A 16,988-nucleotide genomic window follows, 5' to 3' on the forward strand; every position below is an offset into this window, starting at 1 on the left:
GCATGTCGTCCCCGTCGTCTCCCGGACCCTGGTGGTCCCGTCTCGCGTTGTCACCGCGGGCTGCCGTGGTGCTGGCGGCGGTCGTGGTGGTGGTCGCCGTCGTGGTGGTCCTCGTCGGGGCGCTGGTGTCGGGTGGTGCCGGGGGAACGGGCGAGGTCGTCGTGCGTGGGGCGCCCACGGCCGGTGCGGCTACGGGCGCGCCGTCGCCGTCGGCCTCTGCTGGTACTGACGCCGGTGCCGGCGTCGGGGCTTCGTCTGCTCCGGGTGTCGGCGCGGAGACCGGTGCGGGGCGCGTCGTGGTGCACGTGCTCGGGGCGGTACGGCGGAGCGGTGTGGTCGAGTTGCCGGCATCGAGCCGGGTCGGTGACGCCCTCGAACGTGCCGGTGGGGCCACCGACGACGCCGATCTCGACCGCCTGAACCTGGCCCGGGTGCTGACGGACGGCGAGCGGTTGTACGTGCCGCGGGTCGGGCAACAGGAGGTGCCCGAGGCGCTCGGGCCGATGGCAGACGGTGCTGCCGCCGGGCCGACCGCCGGGGCCGGGGCCGGGAGCGGCGGTGGCTCGGCGGGCACCGGGGACGAGGAGTCCGCCGTCGTCGACCTGAACACCGCCGACCAGACCGCGCTCGAGACCCTGCCCGGGATCGGACCCGGGCTGGCCGGGCGGATCATCGCCTGGCGGGACGAGCACGGCCGGTTCACCGCGGTCGAGGACCTGCTCGACGTCAGCGGCATCGGCGACGTGCGGTTCGCCGAGCTCCGCGATCGTGTGCGGGTCTGAGGGGCGACGGTGCAGCTCGCTCCGAGTGCGATCGACCTGCGGGTCGCGGTGCCGGTGGCCGTCGCCTGGATCACGACCGCCCTGCTCGTCGGCGTGCCCGACGCGGCACCTGTGGTCGGTGGGGCCGCGGCGCTCCTGACCGGCGCCAGCGGCAGCGTGCTCCGGTGGCGTCGGGGCGCCGGGGTGGTGCCGGCCGTCGCCGGGCTGCTGCTCGTCGCGGGGGCCCTGACGACGCTGCTCGCGGTGTCGGTCACCGTGGGGGAGTCCCGGCGGGCCCCGGAACCGCTCCGTGCGCTCGTCGCCGGCCCGGGGGCGGGGCACGTGGAGGTCGAGGCCGTGCTGACCCGCGACCTCGTGCCGGGGGACCGCTCCGTCACCGCGACACTGGTGCGTGCGGACGACCTCGGCGGGCTCCGGGTGCCGGTCCGGCTCGTCCCCGACCAGCACGGTGACGCACCGAACGCCGTGCTGGCGGCCGGTGCCCGGGTCACCGTGACCGCCACCCTGCAGCCGGACGAACCCGGTTCCGCGACCGCGTTCGTGGCGTTCCTCCGCGGGACGCCGTCGTCGGTGCCGCCCGACGGGCTGCTCGGCGCCACCGACACCGCCCGGCAGGCCTTCGTGCGGGCCACGGCCGACCTGCCGCAGCCCGGAGCGGCGCTGCTGCGCGGGCTCGCGATCGGGGACCGCTCCGGCCTCGACCCGACGACCGAGGCGGCGATGGAGACCTCGGCGCTGACGCACCTGACGGCGGTGTCCGGGGCGAACTGCGCGGTGGTGGTCGGGCTCGTCGTGGTCCTCGGTCGAGCCTGTGGTCTGCCGAGAGGCCCCCGGGCCGCGGCGGCCGTCGGCGTGCTCCTGGTGTTCGTCGTGCTCGTACGCCCCGACCCGTCGATCGTCCGGGCGACGGTGATGGCGATCGTGGTGCTCGTCGTGCACCTGGCCGGTCGACCGGTGCGGGGCGTCCCGCTCATCGCCCTCGCCGCGGTCGGCATGCTCGTGGTCGACCCGTGGTTCGCGCGGTCGTTCGCGTTCGCCCTGTCCGTGCTCGCCACGAGCGGGATCGTGGTGCTCGGTCCGCCGCTCACCGAGCTCCTGGCGCGTCGTGTGTGGCCGCCGGTCGCCGCCGCACTCGCGATCCCGGTCGCCGCACAGGTGGCCTGCTGGCCGGTGACGATCCCGCTGTCGGCGGCGCTCCCGACCTACGCGGTGCCGGCGAACCTGCTCGCGGAGCCGTTCGCGCCGGTCGTCACGGTGATCGGGCTCGCCGCGTGTGGTCTCGCTCCGGTGTGGCCGGCGGGTGCGCAGGGGCTCGCGGCCGTCGCATGGGTCCCGGCCGCCGCCGTCGGGGGCATCGCGCACGGGGCGGCCGCCCTGCCACACGCGTCGGCACCCTGGCCGGCCGGCGCACCCGGTGTGGCCGCCGCGGTGCTGGTGTGCGGCTGCATCGCGGTCGCCGTGCTGGTCCGGGGGCGGCTCGGCGTACGGTTGCTGCTCGCCGCAGGGGTGGTGGTCGTGGTCGGTGTCGCAGCGGTCACCGTCCCGGTGTTCGTCGTCCGGGGATCGGTACCGGGCGACTGGTCGGTCGCCGCGTGCGACGTCGGGCAGGGGGACGCAGCGCTGCTCCGCGGCGATGACGCCGTCGCGCTCGTGGACACCGGCGACGACGAGGAACGGCTCCGGGCGTGCCTGGAACTGCTCGGGGTCACCCGGATCGACCTGCTCGTCCTGACGCACTTCGACCGCGACCACGTCGGCGCGGTGGGCGCTGTGGCGGACACGGTCGAGACCGCCCTGGTCGGACCCGTGGGACGTGCGTCGGACGAGCGGGTGGTCGACGACCTCCGGCGTGCCGGTGTCGACGTCCGGACGGCGGACGACCGGGTCTCCGGCACCCTCGGGCCGCTCGCCTGGCGCGTGGTGTGGCCACCGGGCGACGACCGTGCCGCCGGCAACGACGCGAGCATCGTGCTGGCCACGGGGCCGGCGGACGGAGACTCCTGTCCGGCGTGCCTGACCGGGGTCTTCCTCGGCGACCTGGGGGAGTCGTCGCAACGTCGGCTGCGCAACGCCGGTGGTCTGCCGGCGGGGCCGATCGACGTCGTGAAGGTGGCGCACCACGGCTCCGCGGACCAGGACCCGCAGCTCTACCGAGGGCTCGCCGCGCGGGTCGGGCTCATCGGGGTCGGCGCGGACAACACCTACGGGCACCCGACGCCGTCCGCGCTCGGCATGCTCGAGGCTGCTGGCACGCTGCCGCTCCGCACCGACGAGCGCGGCACCGTGGTGCTCGCCCGCTCCGGCAGCGACGAGGTGCGGGTGTGGACGGAGCGCTCGTCGTCGGCGGCCGCCCGTAGGATCGTCGGTGCACCACTCGACCCGGCACCGTCCGGGCCGGCACCACCGGAAGGACCACATGGCCGCCAAGAAGCCCGCGCGCGCCGCAGCGAAGATCGACCAGGTGCCCTGGTCGGGGATCCGTCCGGCACCCGTCGTGCTCATCACCGGGCCCGAAGCGTTCCTCGCCGACCGCGCCCGCGGTGTGCTGAAGGACCTGCTGCAGGGCGAGGACCCCGCGCTCGAGGTGCACGACCTCGAAGCCGACCAGTACGCCCCCGGGCTCCTCGCCACCCTCGCCAGCCCGTCGCTGTTCGGCGAGCCGCGACTCGTGCAGGTCACGAACGTCGAGAAGTGCACCGACGCCTTCATCACCGAGACGATCTCCTACCTGCAGGCCCCCGCCGACGACGTCACCCTGGTGCTCCGGCACGGGGGTGGCGTGCGCGGCAAGAAGCTCCTCGACACGATCCGCAGCGGTGTCGGCGGCGGGGTCGAGGTGCTGTGCGACGAGCTCAAGCGCGAGACCGACCGCATCGACTTCGTGAACGCCGAGTTCCGCGCCGCACGACGCCGGATCGCACCCTCCGCCGTCCGGACCCTGGTGACCGCGTTCGCCGACGACCTCGCCGAACTCGCCGCCGCGTGCCGACAGCTCCTGGCGGACGAGGCCGAGGAGATCACCGACAAGGTCGTCGACAAGTACTACGGCGGCCGCGTCGAGACGAACGCGTTCAAGGTCGCCGACATCGCCCTCGCGGGCCGGTCGGCACCGGCGATCGTCGAGCTGCGGCACGCCCTGGCCACCGGCGAGGCACCCGTGCCGATCGTCGCCGCCTTCGCGAGCAAGATCCGCACGATGGCGAAGGTCAGCGCCTTCCGGGGTCCGAGCGGTCAGGCGGCCTCGGCGCTCGGGATGGCGCCGTGGCAGGTGCAGCGCGCGCAGCGTGACGTCGCCGGCTGGAGCGAGTCCGGGCTGGCGAACGCGATCATCAGCATCGCCGAGGCGGACACCGCTGTGAAGGGTGGCTCGCGCGACGCGCACTACGCGCTCGAGGTCATGGTCCGCACCATCGCCCGACGCGGCGAGGCCCGCTGAGGCGAGTCGGGCCTCCCGGCCTTCTCGCGCGCCGGTCGGCCGGCGCTTCGTGAGCAGAAATGGTCGGGTGTTCCATCACGACCCGACCGTTTCTGCTCACGAAACGGACCCGACGCACCCCACGCCGCGCACGCACCCCGCACCCCACACACGACGAAGGCCCCGCACCAACGGTGCGGGGCCTTCGGACCAGAAGGGTCAGGACGTCAGAGCGACGAGACCTTCTTCGCGATGGCCGACTTGCGGTTCGCGGCCTGGTTCTTGTGGATGACACCCTTGCTCACGGCCTTGTCGAGCTTCTTCGACGCGAGGGCCAGGGCGGCAACGGCCTTGTCCTTGTCACCGGCGGCGACGGCGTCGTTGGCACGACGGATGTGCGTCTTGAGCTCCGACTTGTACGCCTTGTTGCGCTCGGTGGCCTTGAGGTTGGTCTTGATGCGCTTGATCTGCGACTTGATGTTCGCCATGAATTGCTCCTGCTCGTCTCGTACGGGTGGGCGCGACCGCAGGGTAGAGGGGCCCTTGGTCGCATCGCGTTCCACCCGTGGGCGGGGAACGCGGAAGCCAGCCACCAACACTACCAGGCAAGCGGGCTGCCACCAAAGCACGAAACACCGCCGGATCGGCGGAAGCCCGCGGCCGACCGCGCCGAAACCCCACGGCAACACGCACCGGATACCGTGACGGACATGCCCTCCCTCGCACCGCGCATCGACACCGTGCCCGCCTCCGGCATCCGGAGGGTCTTCGAGCAGGCGGCCCTGCTGCAGTCGAGCGGCACCGACGTCACGATGCTCGTGATCGGCGAGCCGGACGTCCCGGTGGCGCCGCACATCGGCGAGGCTGCCCGTCGCGCCTGGACCGAGGACCGCACCGGGTACACACCGAACGGTGGGATCGCGCCGCTCCGCGAAGCCGTCCGCGACAAGCTCCGCCGTGAGAACCGGATCGAGGCCGACCTCGAGCAGATCTGGATGACGATCGGTGCGACCCAGGCGCTGTTCCAGGCGATGACGCTGACGCTGAGCCCGGGCGACGAGGTGCTCGTTCCGGACCCCGGCTACACGACCTTCACGATGAACGCCCACATCATCGGGGCGACCCCGGTGCCGTACCGGCTGGAGCCGCAGCACGGGTTCGAACCCGATCTGCAGGCCCTCGAGGCGAGCGTCACCGAACGCACCCGGGTACTGATCGTCAACTCGCCGTCGAACCCGCTCGGCTCGGTCTTCGGCGAGGAGACCCTGCGTGCGCTCCTGGCCTTCGCGAAGCGGCACGACCTCTGGGTGATCAGCGACGAGGTCTACGAGTACTTCACCTACGGCACCCGGCACGTCAGCCTGGCGGCGCTCGACGAGGACGACCGCGTGTTCTCGGCGTTCTCACTGAGCAAGACGTACGCGATGACCGGCGTCCGCGTGGGCTACCTCGTCACGCCGAAGGGACTCGGCGCGACGATGCGGACCACGCAGGAGGCCATGATCAGCTGCGTCGCCGAACCCGACCAGTACGCGGCCCTCGCGGCGATCGTGGGGGACCACTCCGCGGTGCGCGACGCTCGGGAGCACTACCGCGCGAACCTCGAGGTCGCGAAGGAGACGCTCGACGCCGCCGGCATCCGGTACCTCGACCCGCGCGGGGCGTTCTACCTGTGGATCGACATGTCGCACGCGTCCGACGGGGACATCGCCGAGTGGGCGCTCGGGTTCCTGCAGCGTGAGCGGGTCGCCGTCGCGCCGGGCAGCGCCTTCGGACGCACCGGCGAAGGGTGGATCCGCGTGTGCCTCGCAGCCACCGCGGACGACCTCCGGCGCGGCCTCGGTGCCCTGCCGGCTCCGGCGCACGCGACCGTCTGACCGGCGGCCGACGCCCGCCTCGTCGACCGCATCACCGCTTCGGAGGCGCGCCCCGCGTCCGTCCCGCACGTGGCGGACGCGCGCCGTGCCTCCAGGGCGGGTGAAGCGTGGGAGACTGTTGCGACCGTCCGACCCACCTGAGGAACCGTGAGCCCACAAGCATCCGCTCCGCTGGAGCCCGCAGCGACCCCGGCCGACGCGATCCGCAACTTCTGCATCATCGCGCACATCGACCACGGCAAGTCGACGCTGGCCGACCGCATGCTGTCGATCACCGGCATCGTCGAGGACCGCGCGATGCGTGCGCAGTACCTCGACCGCATGGACATCGAGCGCGAGCGAGGCATCACGATCAAGTCGCAGGCCGTGCGCATGCCGTGGGAACTCGACGGTGAGACGTTCGCGCTGAACATGATCGACACCCCCGGGCACGTCGACTTCTCGTACGAGGTCTCGCGCTCCCTGGCCGCGTGCGAGGGCGCGATCCTGCTCGTCGACGCCGCGCAGGGCATCGAGGCGCAGACGCTCGCGAACCTGTACCTGGCGCTCGAGAACGACCTCGAGATCATCCCCGTCCTCAACAAGATCGACCTCCCGGCGGCCGAGCCGGACAAGTACGCGGCCGAGCTCGCGCAGCTCATCGGCGGCAAGCCCGAGGACGTCCTCCGGGTGTCCGGCAAGACCGGCGTCGGGGTGCCGGAGCTCCTCGACCTGGTCGTCCGTCGCGTGCCGGCCCCCGTCGGCGATGCCGAGGCAGCACCCCGCGCGATGATCTTCGACTCGGTCTACGACAGCTACCGCGGCGTCGTCACCTACGTCCGCATGATCGACGGCTCCATCTCGCCCCGCGAGAAGGTCCAGATGATGTCGACCAAGTCGACGCACGAGATCCTGGAGATCGGGGTCTCGAGCCCGGAGCCGAAGCCCACCAAGGGGCTGTCCGTCGGCGAGGTCGGCTACCTGATCACCGGCGTGAAGGACGTCCGTCAGTCCAAGGTCGGCGACACCGTCACGAGTGCGCAGAAGCCCGCGACCCAGGCGCTGCCCGGCTACACGGACCCGAAGCCGATGGTGTTCTCGGGCCTGTACCCGATCGACGGCAGCGACTACCCGGTGCTCCGCGAAGCGCTCGACAAGCTCAAGCTCTCCGACGCCGCACTGGTCTACGAGCCGGAGACCTCGGTGGCGCTCGGCTTCGGGTTCCGCTGCGGATTCCTCGGGCTGCTGCACCTCGAGATCATCACCGAGCGGCTGTCCCGCGAGTTCGGGCTCGACCTCATCACCACGGCCCCGAGCGTGATCTACGAGGTCACGACCGAGGACAACGCCGTGACCGAGGTCACGAACCCGTCGGAGTTCCCGACCGGGCGCATCGTCGAGGTCCGCGAGCCGATGGTCCGCGCCGCGATCCTGGCCCCGAAGGACTACGTCGGCGCGATCATGGAACTGTGCCAGCAGCGCCGCGGCTCCCTGCTCGGCATGGAGTACCTCGGCGAGGACCGCGTCGAGATCCGCTACGAGATGCCCCTCGGCGAGATCGTCTTCGACTTCTTCGACCAGCTGAAGAGCAAGACCCAGGGCTACGCGTCGCTCGACTACGAACCCACCGGCGACCAGGCCGCCGACCTCGTCAAGGTCGACATCCTGCTGCAGGGTGACCAGGTCGACGCCTTCAGTGCGATCGTGCACCGCGACAAGGCGTACGCCTACGGCACGCTCATGACCGAGCGGCTGCGCAAGCTCATCCCGCGCCAGCAGTTCGAGGTGCCGATCCAGGCCGCCATCGGCGCCCGCATCATCGCCCGCGAGAGCATCCGCGCGATGCGCAAGGACGTGCTGGCGAAGTGCTACGGCGGTGACATCACCCGCAAGCGCAAGCTCCTCGAGAAGCAGAAGGAGGGCAAGAAGCGCATGAAGACCATCGGTCGGGTCGAGGTCCCGCAAGAAGCCTTCATCGCGGCGCTCTCCGGCGACGTCGAAGAGAAGAAGAAGTAGCGCGTAGCGCGTTTCGCGCTGAGCGACAGCTCACGCACTGCGGCCGCCGAGATCTGTCGGTGAGCGCGAAAGCTCGGCGCGGGTCAGCCGGTCCGGCGGGCGCGCGCCCGCAGGGCGGCCAGGCAGAGGGCCGGGAGGCTCGCAGCGGCCAGTCCCGCCAGTGCGGTCCGCAGGATGGCCCAGTGGGCAGCCGCGTCGAAGTCGGTCTGCTCGCCGGAGGCCACCCCGGCGACCACGGCGCCGACGACCATCGCGAGCGTCACGACCGCGAGGACCAGCGGCAGCCGACGGCCGCGCTGACGCCGCACCGCCGACACCAGTGCGGCACCGAACAGCAGCACCCCGGCGCCGGCGCAGCTCGCCCCGACGGCGGCGATGACGTTCGCGGTGTCGAAGCCGTTCCACGCCTCGGGAGCGAGCGCGACCGTGGCGTACCGGGCGGGTGACGCCGCGGCCGACGTGGTCACGTCCACCAGCACCCGGGCGGTCGCCGCCACGCCGAACGCGACGAGCGTGAGCGCGGCGAGGACGGCGGTCCGGCGGTCGACGGACCGCGGACGGACGGGGGTGGGGTGGGGCACCTGCTGACGATAGCCCCGGGGCGGGCGGTTGTCGGGCCTCCAGTTCGGGGTGCACGGCGGGTGCGCCGATCCGACGGAGGTGAGCGTAGATCGGTTCGATCCGGGGCGGCCTGCCCAAGTAACATGGCGGCATGAGCATCCGCGGGAGCTACCGGACCGCCCTGACGTACGGCGCGGTGGGGGCGACCCAGGCGTCGGACCTCATGACCTACCCGCCGGACGGCTTCACGCCGGCCGAGTCGCGCGCGCGGATCGGACACGGCGACCAGCGGTTCGAGACCGCCGTCGTGCAGGCGCTCACGTGGCAGATCCAGGAGCGCAGCGGGGTCCGCGTGCGCGTCGAGGAGCAGCCCGACGACGACGAGGTCCGGTACAACCCGGTCACCTTCGACGACGACGGTGTGCCGATCGCGCCGGCGTCCATCGGCACGCCCCGGGTCGAGAAGTTCGCGCCCGACGGCACCCCGCTGCTGACGGCGGGCACCAGCGCGACGCTGACGATCCACGCGTTCGGGCAGACCGTGCTGGCACCGGTGCGCGTCGTGTCGATCATCGACGAGCACGACCGCAAGGGGTTCGCCTACGGCACGCTCGAGGGGCACCCGCTCTCCGGCGAGGAGTCGTTCGTCGTCGAGCGCACCCCGGACGGCTCGGTGTGGCTGCAGGTCCGGCAGTTCTCGCAGCCGGCGAGCCGGAAGTGGCGCTTCGTCGCGCCGTTCGTGCGGCGGCAGCAGAAGGTCATGGCGGAGAAGTACCTGGCGGCGCTGCGGGGGGACTAGGCGCCTGGTCGCGCGGTCGCGGTCTCACCCGCGGTCTCGCGACTGCGCCCTCGGTCTCGCGCGCGCTCCTGCTCCTCAGCGGAGCGGTGGGAGTGCCGCGATCGCGTCCTCGATGAGGGCGGCGTCCTGCTGGCAGTCGCGTGCGACGGTCACGGCGTTCGTGTGCCGCAGCGCGTCCACGTCGTAGACACCCGTCGCCACGGCCAGGAAGGGGATGCCCGCGGCGTCCGCGGCCTCGCCGTCCCGCGGGGTGTCGCCGACGATGACCGCCCGGGTGCCGACCAGTTCGGCGGCGGCGCGCAGGGTGACCCCCGCCCGCTCGACCTCGGTGTCGCCGAAGTACGAGTGCTCCCAGTCGAAGACGTCGGCGTCGAACCCGGCGCCGGTGAGCTTCACCCGGGCGCGGTACTCGGAGTTGCCGGTGAGCAGGCCGTTGCGCCACCCGAGTTCGGCGAAGCGGGTCAGGAGCGCCTTCGCCCCGGGGACGGGGCTGCGGTGGTCGCCGGAGGCGTGCCGTTCGGCGGTCAGGTCGTGGAGGTGCCGGCTGACCGTGGGGATCAGGGTGTCCTCGAACGCGTGGGCGTGCACGTGCTCGGCGATGAGCCCGGCGTCGGTCCTGCCGTGCTGGTGCCCGACCCGCAGGGTGAGGTCACGGCCCACCGCCCGCTCGAGGGCGAGGTGGTAGAGGTTGCCCGGGGACGACGCGTTCATCACGAGGGTGCCGTCGATGTCCCACAGGACCGTGGTGGGGACGGGATGGTGCTCCATGGCTCCATCATGACGGAGAATGGAGCCCATGCCGAGTGCTCTCCCGATCGCCGATCCAGCACCAGCGGACGGCCTGATCACCCCGTGGGCGGCGGCGGGCTCCGCTGCCGGGCCGGGGGCTGGTCCCACCGCCGGTGACGTGCCCTTCGGCGTGTACGTGCACGTGCCGTTCTGCCGCGTGCGCTGCGGCTACTGCGACTTCAACACCTACACGGCGTCGGAACTCCGCGGCGTCCGCCGTGACGACTACGCCGGGCACGCCGTGCGCGAGATCGAGTGGGCCGCGACCGTGCTCGACCGTTCCGGTGTGCCGCGGCGGCCGGTGTCGACCGTCTTCTTCGGCGGCGGTACCCCGACCATGCTGCCGGCGTCCGACCTGGCGATGATCCTCCGTGCGATCGACGACACCTGGGGCATCCTGCCCGGGGCCGAGGTCACCACCGAGGCGAACCCGGACTCCGTCGACGCGGCGTCGCTCGAGACCCTGCGGGCCGGCGGCTTCAACCGGATCAGCTTCGGCATGCAGTCCGCCGTGCCGCACGTGCTCGCCACGCTCGACCGCACGCACGACCCGCTCCGGGTCCCCGTCGTCGTCGACCTCGCGAAGCAGCAGGGACTCGACGTCTCGCTCGACCTCATCTACTCGACGCCGGGGGAGTCCCTCGCCGACTGGCGGACCTCGCTCGACGCCGCGATCGCCTGCGAGCCCGACCACGTGTCGGCGTACTCGCTCATCGTCGAGGACGGCACCGCGATGGGCCGCATGGTCGCCCGCGGCGAGCTCCCCGCCCCCGACGACGACCTGGCCGCCGACATGTACGAGCTCGCCGACCAGGTGCTCGGCGACGCCGGCTACTCCTGGTACGAGGTGTCGAACTGGGCACGCGGTGACGCGCACGCGAGTCGCCACAACCTGTCCTACTGGAAGGGCCACGACTGGTGGGGCGTCGGCCCCGGCGCGCACTCCGCCGTCGCCGGCACGCGCTGGTGGAACGTCAAGCACCCGGCCGCGTACGCGAACCGGGTGCTGTCGGGGGAGTCGCCGGCCGCCGGCCGCGAGACCATCGACGACGAGACGCGGTACGTCGAGCGACTGCTGCTGGCGGCGCGGGTCCGCGGGGAGCTCGCGACGAGCGAGATCCGCCAGGAGGCCCGTGGCCGGGTCGCCGGCCTCATCGCACGCGGACTCGTGGACGGGGCGGCCGCGGTGCGGGGACGGATCGACCTGACCCTGCAGGGTCGCCTGCTCGCCGACGCGGTGGTGCGGGAGCTGCTCGACTGAGGAGCCTGCGCACTGCCCTCTGCGCAGTGCTTGCCGCTTACTGCTTGATGAACTCGATCGAGAGCGGGTAGCGGTAGAACTGGCCCTGGTTCGCGGCGATCGCGGCCATGATGCTGAAGATCAGCGACACGATGCCCGCGGCCAGCACGATCAGGACCCCGACGCCGAACACCGACGTGAGCGAACCGACCACGTAGGCGATGCCCATCGTGATGTGGAAGTTCAGCGCGACGCGGGTGTGCTCACGGACGAAGCCGCCGCGGTCGCGGAGGACCAGGTAGGCGACCAACGGCGCGATGAAGTTGAAGAAGATGCCGCCGATGTGCGTCAGCGTGGCCCACAGGCGCTGGTCCTCGGGGCTCATCGGCCGGGGCGGCGTGTAGCCGGCGGGGTACTGCGGTCCGCCGGGGTACTGCGGTCCGCCGGGCTGCTGGGGGCCACCGGGCCCGTGGCCGTACTGGCCGCCGGGCTGCTCGGGTCCGGGGCCGTCGGGCTGCTGTCCGTAGGTCATGGCGGAAGCGTACCGGCCGACCGCCCGGAAGTCCCGGGCCGTCAGCGGTCGGGCGTAGGATCAGCAGTCGACACGTCCGAGTGCCAGGTCGATCGGGAAAGGAGGCGCTCGTGGTCAGTGAACGCAGCCTCGAAGTCCTCAAGGCCATCGTGCGCGACTACGTGGCGTCGCGTGAACCCGTCGGGTCGAAGACCATCGTCGAGCGGCACGCCTTCGGGGTCAGCGCCGCGACGATCCGCAACGACATGGCCCTGCTCGAGGACGAGCAGCTGATCGCCGCGCCGCACACCTCGTCCGGGCGCGTTCCGACCGACAAGGGGTACCGCGTCTTCGTGGACCACCTGGCGGGTGCCCGTCCGCTCTCCAGCGCGCAGCGGCACGCCATCGAGACCTTCCTCGGCGCCCCGAACGACCTCGACGAGGTCCTCGGGCGCACCGTCCGGCTGCTCAGCCAGCTCACCAACCAGGTCGCCCTGGTGCAGTACCCCTCGATGGTGCGCGCCCGGGTGCAGCACGTCGAGCTCGTCCGGCTCGGTGACGCCCGGTTGATGGTGGTGCTCATCACCGACACCGCCCGCGTCGAACAGCGCGTGGTCGAGACCGACGTCCCGCTCGACGAAGACTCGCTGGGTGAACTCCGCACCGTGGTGAACGGCGCGACGGTGGGGCTCCTGCTGCAGGACGTCCCGACCGCGCTCCGAGCCGTGCCGCAGCAGCTCCGCCCCGACGCCCAGACGCTCGGCGGGGTCGTCGTCGCCACGCTCATCGAGCAGGTCGCGGCGAACCGGCAGGACCGCCTGCTGATGGCCGGTGCGGCCAACCTGGCGAAGAGCGAGCAGGACTTCTCCGGCGGCCTCTTCCCGGTGCTCGAAGCGATCGAGGAACAAGTCACCCTGCTCCGGTTGTTCGGGGAGATGCAGGTGGACGACATCGCGGTGGCGGCCAGCATCGGCGTCGAGAACGCCGAGTACGGGCTCGACGCCACGAGCATCGTCGCCGGCGGCTACCTGGCCGGTGGCGAGGTGGCCCGCCTGGGCGTCCTCGGACCGACCCGCATGGACTACGGCACGAACATGGCGGCCGTCCGCGCCGTCGCCCGCTACCTGTCCAAGCTCCTGGGCGAACACTGACCAACCGACCGAACCCAACCGACTGAGGGATACGTGGCAGACCACTACGACGTCCTCGGCGTCCAGCGAGACGCCTCCGATGCCGACATCAAGAAGGCCTACCGCCGCCTGGCGCGTGAGCTCCACCCGGACGTGAACCCGGCACCCGACGCCGCCGAGCGCTTCAAGGACGTGACGCACGCGTACGACGTGCTGAGCGACCCCGAGCAGCGGCGCCGGTACGACGCCGGGCCGCAGGCCGACAGCCCCTTCGGCGGTGGCGCCGGTGGCTTCAGCGACATCTTCGACGCCTTCTTCGGCGGCGGCGGTGGCGGCGGCCGTGGATCCGGCCCGCGCAGCCGTGCCGAGCGCGGCCAGGACGCCCTGCTCCGCATCGAGGTCGACCTCGACGAGGTCGTCTTCGGCACCCACAAGGACGTCGAGGTCGACACGGCGGTGCTGTGCGAGACCTGCCACGGCTCCTGCTGCGCACCGGGCACCAGCCCGCGCACGTGCGACATCTGCGGCGGCTCCGGGCACATCCAGCGCCAGGTCCGTTCGCTCCTCGGCAACGTGGTGACGAGCGCCCCGTGCGGCACGTGCCGCGGCTACGGCACCGTCATCCCGAGCCCCTGCCCGACCTGCCAGGGTCAGGGCCGCGTCCGCGCGCGTCGCACCGTGCCGGTGGACGTCCCCGCCGGCGTCGACTCCGGTCTCCGCCTGCAGATGCCCGGCCAGGGCGAGGTCGGTCCGGCCGGCGGCCCGTCCGGCGACCTGTACCTCGAGATCCGCGTGCGCCACGACGACGTCTTCAGCCGTGACGGCGACGACCTGCTCGCGACGCTCGAGGTCGGCATGACCGACGCCGTCCTCGGCACGACCACCACGATCGACGGCCTCGACGGCCCGGTCGAGCTCGAGATCCGTCCCGGTGTGCAGAGTGCCGACGTCCTCGTCATCAAGGACCGCGGCATCACGAAGCTGCGCGGGAACGGCCGTGGCGACCTTCGGGTCGGCGTGCAGGTCGTCACGCCGACCAAGCTGTCCCACAAGGAACGGCAGCTGGTCGAGCAGCTCGCGAAGTCGCACAAGACCACCGCCCCGCAGCTCGCCCGGTTCCAGCAGGGCATGTTCGGCAAGCTCCGCGACCGGTTCTTCAACCACTGATGGCGTCGCTGTACCTCGTCGACTCGCTGGACGGCGTCGCCGTCGGTGACCCGGTGTCGCTCGACGGCGCCGAGGGCCGGCACGCGGTCTCCGTCGCGCGTGTCCGGGTCGGCGAGGTCCTGCGGATCGCCGACGGTCGGGGCACGGTCGTGTCCGGTCCGGTGACGGCACTCGGCAAGGACACGCTCGAGCTCGCGGTCGAGACCGTCGAGCACCAGGACGCACCGCGCCCGTCGCTGACGCTCGTGCAGGCCCTGGCCAAGGGCGGTCGCGACGAGATGGCCGTGCAGGCGGCGACCGAGATCGGGGTCGACCGGGTCGTGCCGTGGTCGGCCGCGCGCAGCGTCTCCCGGTGGGACGGCGCGAAGGTCGATAAGGGCCGTACCCGATGGGCCGCGATCGCGCACGAGGCCGCGAAGCAGGCGATCCGTCCGCGCGTGCCCGTCGTCGCGCCGCTGGTGACGACCGGACAGCTCGTGTCCGCGCTCGGCGACGGGACCACCCTCGTCCTGCTCGACCCGACCGCGACCGTGCGGCTCGCCACCTGGGAGCCCCCGACGGACGCCGAGGACATCGCCCTCGTCGTCGGCCCCGAAGGAGGCATCGACGGCGCGGAGCTCGACCGGCTCGAAGCCGCGGGTGCCGTGCGGGTCCGACTCGGCGACAGTGTGCTCCGCACGTCCACCGCCGGACCGGCGGCACTCGCTGTCCTGCAGGCGCGACTGGGTCGCTGGTGAGCCGGACCACGCCGTCGGGCGCGTCCTACGATGGAGCCATGAGCAGCAGCACGCCCAGCGTCTTCTCCAAGATCATCGCGCGCGAGATCCCGGCGACCATCGTCGCCGAGGACGACCGTGTGATCGCGATCGAGGACATCGCCCCGAAGGCTCCCGTCCACGTGCTCGTCGTCCCCAAGACCGAGCAGTACGCGAACGTCGGCGAACTCGCAGCGGGCGACCCCGATCTGCTGGCCCACGTCGTCGCCACCGCGCAGCGCATCGCCGACGAGCGCGCCGACGGCCAGTTCCGACTCGTCTTCAACACCGGCGAAGCCGCCGGTCAGACCGTGTTCCACGTGCACGCGCACGTACTCGCAGGTGAACTGCAGGAAGGTACCCTTGCCGGTTAACGAACCAGTACAGCCCACCGCCGCCGACGACGAGCCCGTCTCCGTCTCGCTCCAGGTCGACGGCATCGCCATGGTGCAGCTGCTCGGTCCCCAGGACCGTCTCCTCAAGACCGTCGAGCGCCAGTACCCGGGCGTCCGGGTCGTCGTCCGTGGCAACGAGGTCACGCTGACCGGGCCCGAGCGCGACGTCGCACGCGCGAAGGCGCTCGTCGACGAGCTCGTCGGCATGGTCAGGCGCGGGCAGGAGATCGGCCCGTCCGACATCCCGATGTCCGCACGCATCCTCGACGACGACCGCAAGCCGTCCGACACCTTCGGCACCCCGATCGTGTCGAGCCGCGGCAAGTCCGTCCGCCCGAAGACGGACGGGCAGCGTGCCTACGTCGACGCCATCGACGAGCACACCATCACGTTCGGCATCGGTCCGGCCGGTACCGGCAAGACGTACCTGGCGATGGCCAAGGCCGTACAGGCGCTCCAGCGGCGCGAGGTCAACCGGATCATCCTCACCCGTCCCGCGGTCGAGGCCGGCGAGCGGCTCGGCTTCCTGCCGGGCACGCTCACCGACAAGATCGACCCGTACCTGCGCCCGCTGTACGACGCCCTCAACGAGATGATGGATCCGGAACTGGTCCCGAAGCTCCTGGCGGCCGGCACCGTCGAGGTCGCCCCGCTGGCGTACATGCGTGGCCGGACCCTCAACGACTCCTTCGTGGTGCTCGACGAGGCGCAGAACACCACACCCGAGCAGATGAAGATGTTCCTGACCCGGCTCGGGTTCGGTTCGAAGATGGTCATCACGGGTGACATCACCCAGGTCGACCTGCCGGGCAACGTCTCCGGTCTGCGGCTCGTGACGCGCATCCTCGACCAGGTCGAGGACATCCACTTCGCCCGTCTCGGCAGCGAGGACGTGGTCCGCCACACCCTCGTCGGCCGGATCGTCGACGCGTACACGGTCTACGACGAGGAGCGCCTCGCCGAGCAGGCCGGGCAGCGCCCCGGTGGCCGCGGCACCGCCCCGGTCGGCAACCCCGACGGAGCGAACCGCGCCGAACGCCGTGGGCGCCTGCCGCAGGACCGCGCACGACCCCCGTACCCCCAGAACGACGCCCGAGGAGGCAACCGGTGAGCATCGAGCTCAACAACGAGTCCGGCGTCGAGGTGGACGAGGCCGCGATCCAGCGGCTCGCCGCGTTCGCCCTGGACGCGATGCACGTCCACGCCGATGCCGAGCTCGCGATCGTGCTGGTCGACGAGGGCGCGATGGAGCAGCTGCACGTCCGGTGGATGGACGAGCCCGGACCGACGGACGTCCTGAGCTTCCCGATGGACGAACTGCGCCCCGGCACCGAGGACGACCCCACGCCGGCCGGGTTGCTGGGCGACATCGTGCTCTGCCCGCAGGTGGCCGAGGAGCAGGCGAAGACCGCCGGGCACTCGAGCACCGACGAGATGCTGCTGCTCACCTGCCACGGCATCCTGCACCTGCTCGGCTTCGACCACGCCGAGCCCGACGAGAAGGCCGAGATGTTCGGCATCCAGGGCGAGATCCTGACCGCCTTCGCCGCCCAGCACCGAGGGCGGTAGCCG

The 16,988-nt window shown here is 72.0% G+C and carries 16 protein-coding genes and 1 pseudogene; 13 read left to right on the forward strand and 4 right to left on the reverse strand.

The annotated features are described in order from the left end of the window. The first annotated feature begins 2 nt into the window (after positions 1 to 2). The 3 genes and pseudogenes from ACZZ9K_RS00565 to holA all read left to right on the forward strand — a co-directional run bounded on the left by ACZZ9K_RS00565 (position 3) and on the right by holA (position 4,218). The gene (locus ACZZ9K_RS00565; RefSeq protein WP_463443070.1) at positions 3 to 782 is read left to right on the forward strand and encodes a ComEA family DNA-binding protein; all 780 of its coding nucleotides are present in this window, start codon (positions 3 to 5) and stop codon (positions 780 to 782) included. Positions 783 to 1,403: 621 nt separating this feature from the next. Next, positions 1,404 to 2,576 (forward strand): annotated as a pseudogene (locus ACZZ9K_RS00570) (ComEC/Rec2 family competence protein); the annotation flags it as partial. Between the two features lie 622 nt (positions 2,577 to 3,198). After that, on the forward strand, positions 3,199 to 4,218 hold the full coding sequence (gene holA, locus ACZZ9K_RS00575) for a DNA polymerase III subunit delta (RefSeq protein WP_138803508.1): 1,020 nt from the start codon (positions 3,199 to 3,201) through the stop codon (positions 4,216 to 4,218). A 206-nt stretch (positions 4,219 to 4,424) separates the two neighbouring features. Here the strand turns inward: holA and rpsT are convergent, their stop codons facing one another. Beyond that, positions 4,425 to 4,685: a 30S ribosomal protein S20 gene (rpsT, locus tag ACZZ9K_RS00580; RefSeq protein ID WP_017886662.1), complete on the reverse strand. Its 261-nt coding sequence runs from the start codon at positions 4,683 to 4,685 to the stop codon at positions 4,425 to 4,427. Positions 4,686 to 4,907: 222 nt separating this feature from the next. On the opposite strand from rpsT, the gene ACZZ9K_RS00585 reads away from it, so the two are divergent. Beyond that, complete coding sequence (locus tag ACZZ9K_RS00585; RefSeq protein ID WP_027465302.1) at positions 4,908 to 6,074, forward strand: pyridoxal phosphate-dependent aminotransferase; 1,167 nt, start codon at positions 4,908 to 4,910, stop codon at positions 6,072 to 6,074. Between the two features lie 147 nt (positions 6,075 to 6,221). After that, positions 6,222 to 8,069 (forward strand): translation elongation factor 4, encoded by a 1,848-nt coding sequence (gene lepA, locus ACZZ9K_RS00590; protein WP_463443071.1) that lies wholly within the window; start codon positions 6,222 to 6,224, stop codon positions 8,067 to 8,069. Positions 8,070 to 8,152: 83 nt separating this feature from the next. Here lepA and ACZZ9K_RS00595 read toward each other — a convergent pair whose 3' ends face one another. Next, positions 8,153 to 8,650 (reverse strand): hypothetical protein, encoded by a 498-nt coding sequence (locus ACZZ9K_RS00595; protein ID WP_071248126.1) that lies wholly within the window; start codon positions 8,648 to 8,650, stop codon positions 8,153 to 8,155. 131 nt (positions 8,651 to 8,781) lie between these two features. Here ACZZ9K_RS00595 and ACZZ9K_RS00600 point away from each other — a divergent pair, with 131 nt between their 5' ends. Beyond that, on the forward strand, positions 8,782 to 9,429 hold the full coding sequence (locus tag ACZZ9K_RS00600) for a DUF1990 family protein (protein WP_035808235.1): 648 nt from the start codon (positions 8,782 to 8,784) through the stop codon (positions 9,427 to 9,429). 75 nt (positions 9,430 to 9,504) lie between these two features. Here the strand turns inward: ACZZ9K_RS00600 and ACZZ9K_RS00605 are convergent, their stop codons facing one another. After that, a complete protein-coding gene (locus tag ACZZ9K_RS00605) occupies positions 9,505 to 10,197 on the reverse strand; it encodes an HAD family hydrolase (RefSeq protein WP_051596685.1) in 693 nt (230 codons plus the stop codon). 28 nt (positions 10,198 to 10,225) lie between these two features. Between ACZZ9K_RS00605 and hemW the strand changes: the two genes are divergently transcribed. Then, positions 10,226 to 11,479, forward strand: coding sequence for a radical SAM family heme chaperone HemW (hemW, locus tag ACZZ9K_RS00610; RefSeq protein WP_138803109.1), 1,254 nt, complete (start codon positions 10,226 to 10,228; stop codon positions 11,477 to 11,479). Between the two features lie 37 nt (positions 11,480 to 11,516). On the opposite strand, the gene ACZZ9K_RS00615 is transcribed toward hemW, so the two are convergent. After that, entirely contained in the window at positions 11,517 to 11,990 is a 474-nt protein-coding gene (locus tag ACZZ9K_RS00615) for a DUF4870 domain-containing protein (RefSeq protein ID WP_083404419.1), read from the reverse strand. 110 nt (positions 11,991 to 12,100) lie between these two features. On the opposite strand from ACZZ9K_RS00615, the gene hrcA reads away from it, so the two are divergent. From hrcA to ybeY, 6 genes are read left to right on the forward strand one after another with little or no spacing between them, the layout of a single operon-like run. Further along, positions 12,101 to 13,120 carry a heat-inducible transcriptional repressor HrcA gene (gene hrcA, locus ACZZ9K_RS00620; protein WP_027465308.1) on the forward strand — a complete coding sequence of 340 codons (1,020 nt, stop codon included), beginning with the start codon at positions 12,101 to 12,103 and terminating at the stop codon, positions 13,118 to 13,120. A gap of 33 nt (positions 13,121 to 13,153) precedes the next feature. After that, positions 13,154 to 14,266: a molecular chaperone DnaJ gene (gene dnaJ / locus ACZZ9K_RS00625; protein WP_017886671.1), complete on the forward strand. Its 1,113-nt coding sequence runs from the start codon at positions 13,154 to 13,156 to the stop codon at positions 14,264 to 14,266. After that, positions 14,266 to 15,003, forward strand: coding sequence for a 16S rRNA (uracil(1498)-N(3))-methyltransferase (locus ACZZ9K_RS00630; protein WP_463443072.1), 738 nt, complete (start codon positions 14,266 to 14,268; stop codon positions 15,001 to 15,003). The genes dnaJ and ACZZ9K_RS00630 overlap by 1 nt, the downstream gene beginning before the upstream one ends. A 38-nt stretch (positions 15,004 to 15,041) precedes the next feature. Then, positions 15,042 to 15,395 (forward strand): histidine triad nucleotide-binding protein, encoded by a 354-nt coding sequence (locus ACZZ9K_RS00635; RefSeq protein ID WP_027465310.1) that lies wholly within the window; start codon positions 15,042 to 15,044, stop codon positions 15,393 to 15,395. Then, positions 15,385 to 16,527 carry a PhoH family protein gene (locus tag ACZZ9K_RS00640; protein ID WP_463443073.1) on the forward strand — a complete coding sequence of 381 codons (1,143 nt, stop codon included), beginning with the start codon at positions 15,385 to 15,387 and terminating at the stop codon, positions 16,525 to 16,527. The genes ACZZ9K_RS00635 and ACZZ9K_RS00640 overlap by 11 nt, the downstream gene beginning before the upstream one ends. Continuing rightward, complete coding sequence (gene ybeY / locus ACZZ9K_RS00645; RefSeq protein ID WP_017886675.1) at positions 16,524 to 16,985, forward strand: rRNA maturation RNase YbeY; 462 nt, start codon at positions 16,524 to 16,526, stop codon at positions 16,983 to 16,985. Before ACZZ9K_RS00640 ends, ybeY begins: the two co-directional genes overlap by 4 nt. The last annotated feature ends 3 nt before the right edge of the window (positions 16,986 to 16,988 follow it).

It is taken from the genome of Curtobacterium sp. AC268 (genome assembly GCF_979258745.1).

Excerpts from the sequence above, each read along its gene's own strand:
- ACZZ9K_RS00565 (WP_463443070.1), top strand. The coding sequence starts at position 3 with ATGTCGTCCCCGTCGTCTCCCGGACCCTGGTGGTCCCGTCTCGCGTTG.
- holA (WP_138803508.1), top strand. The coding sequence starts at position 3,199 with ATGGCCGCCAAGAAGCCCGCGCGCGCCGCAGCGAAGATCGACCAGGTG.
- rpsT (WP_017886662.1), bottom strand. The coding sequence starts at position 4,685 with ATGGCGAACATCAAGTCGCAGATCAAGCGCATCAAGACCAACCTCAAG.
- ACZZ9K_RS00585 (WP_027465302.1), top strand. The coding sequence starts at position 4,908 with ATGCCCTCCCTCGCACCGCGCATCGACACCGTGCCCGCCTCCGGCATC.
- ACZZ9K_RS00600 (WP_035808235.1), top strand. The coding sequence starts at position 8,782 with ATGAGCATCCGCGGGAGCTACCGGACCGCCCTGACGTACGGCGCGGTG.
- ACZZ9K_RS00605 (WP_051596685.1), bottom strand. The coding sequence starts at position 10,197 with ATGGAGCACCATCCCGTCCCCACCACGGTCCTGTGGGACATCGACGGC.
- hemW (WP_138803109.1), top strand. The coding sequence starts at position 10,226 with ATGCCGAGTGCTCTCCCGATCGCCGATCCAGCACCAGCGGACGGCCTG.
- ACZZ9K_RS00615 (WP_083404419.1), bottom strand. The coding sequence starts at position 11,990 with ATGACCTACGGACAGCAGCCCGACGGCCCCGGACCCGAGCAGCCCGGC.
- ACZZ9K_RS00630 (WP_463443072.1), top strand. The coding sequence starts at position 14,266 with ATGGCGTCGCTGTACCTCGTCGACTCGCTGGACGGCGTCGCCGTCGGT.
- ACZZ9K_RS00635 (WP_027465310.1), top strand. The coding sequence starts at position 15,042 with ATGAGCAGCAGCACGCCCAGCGTCTTCTCCAAGATCATCGCGCGCGAG.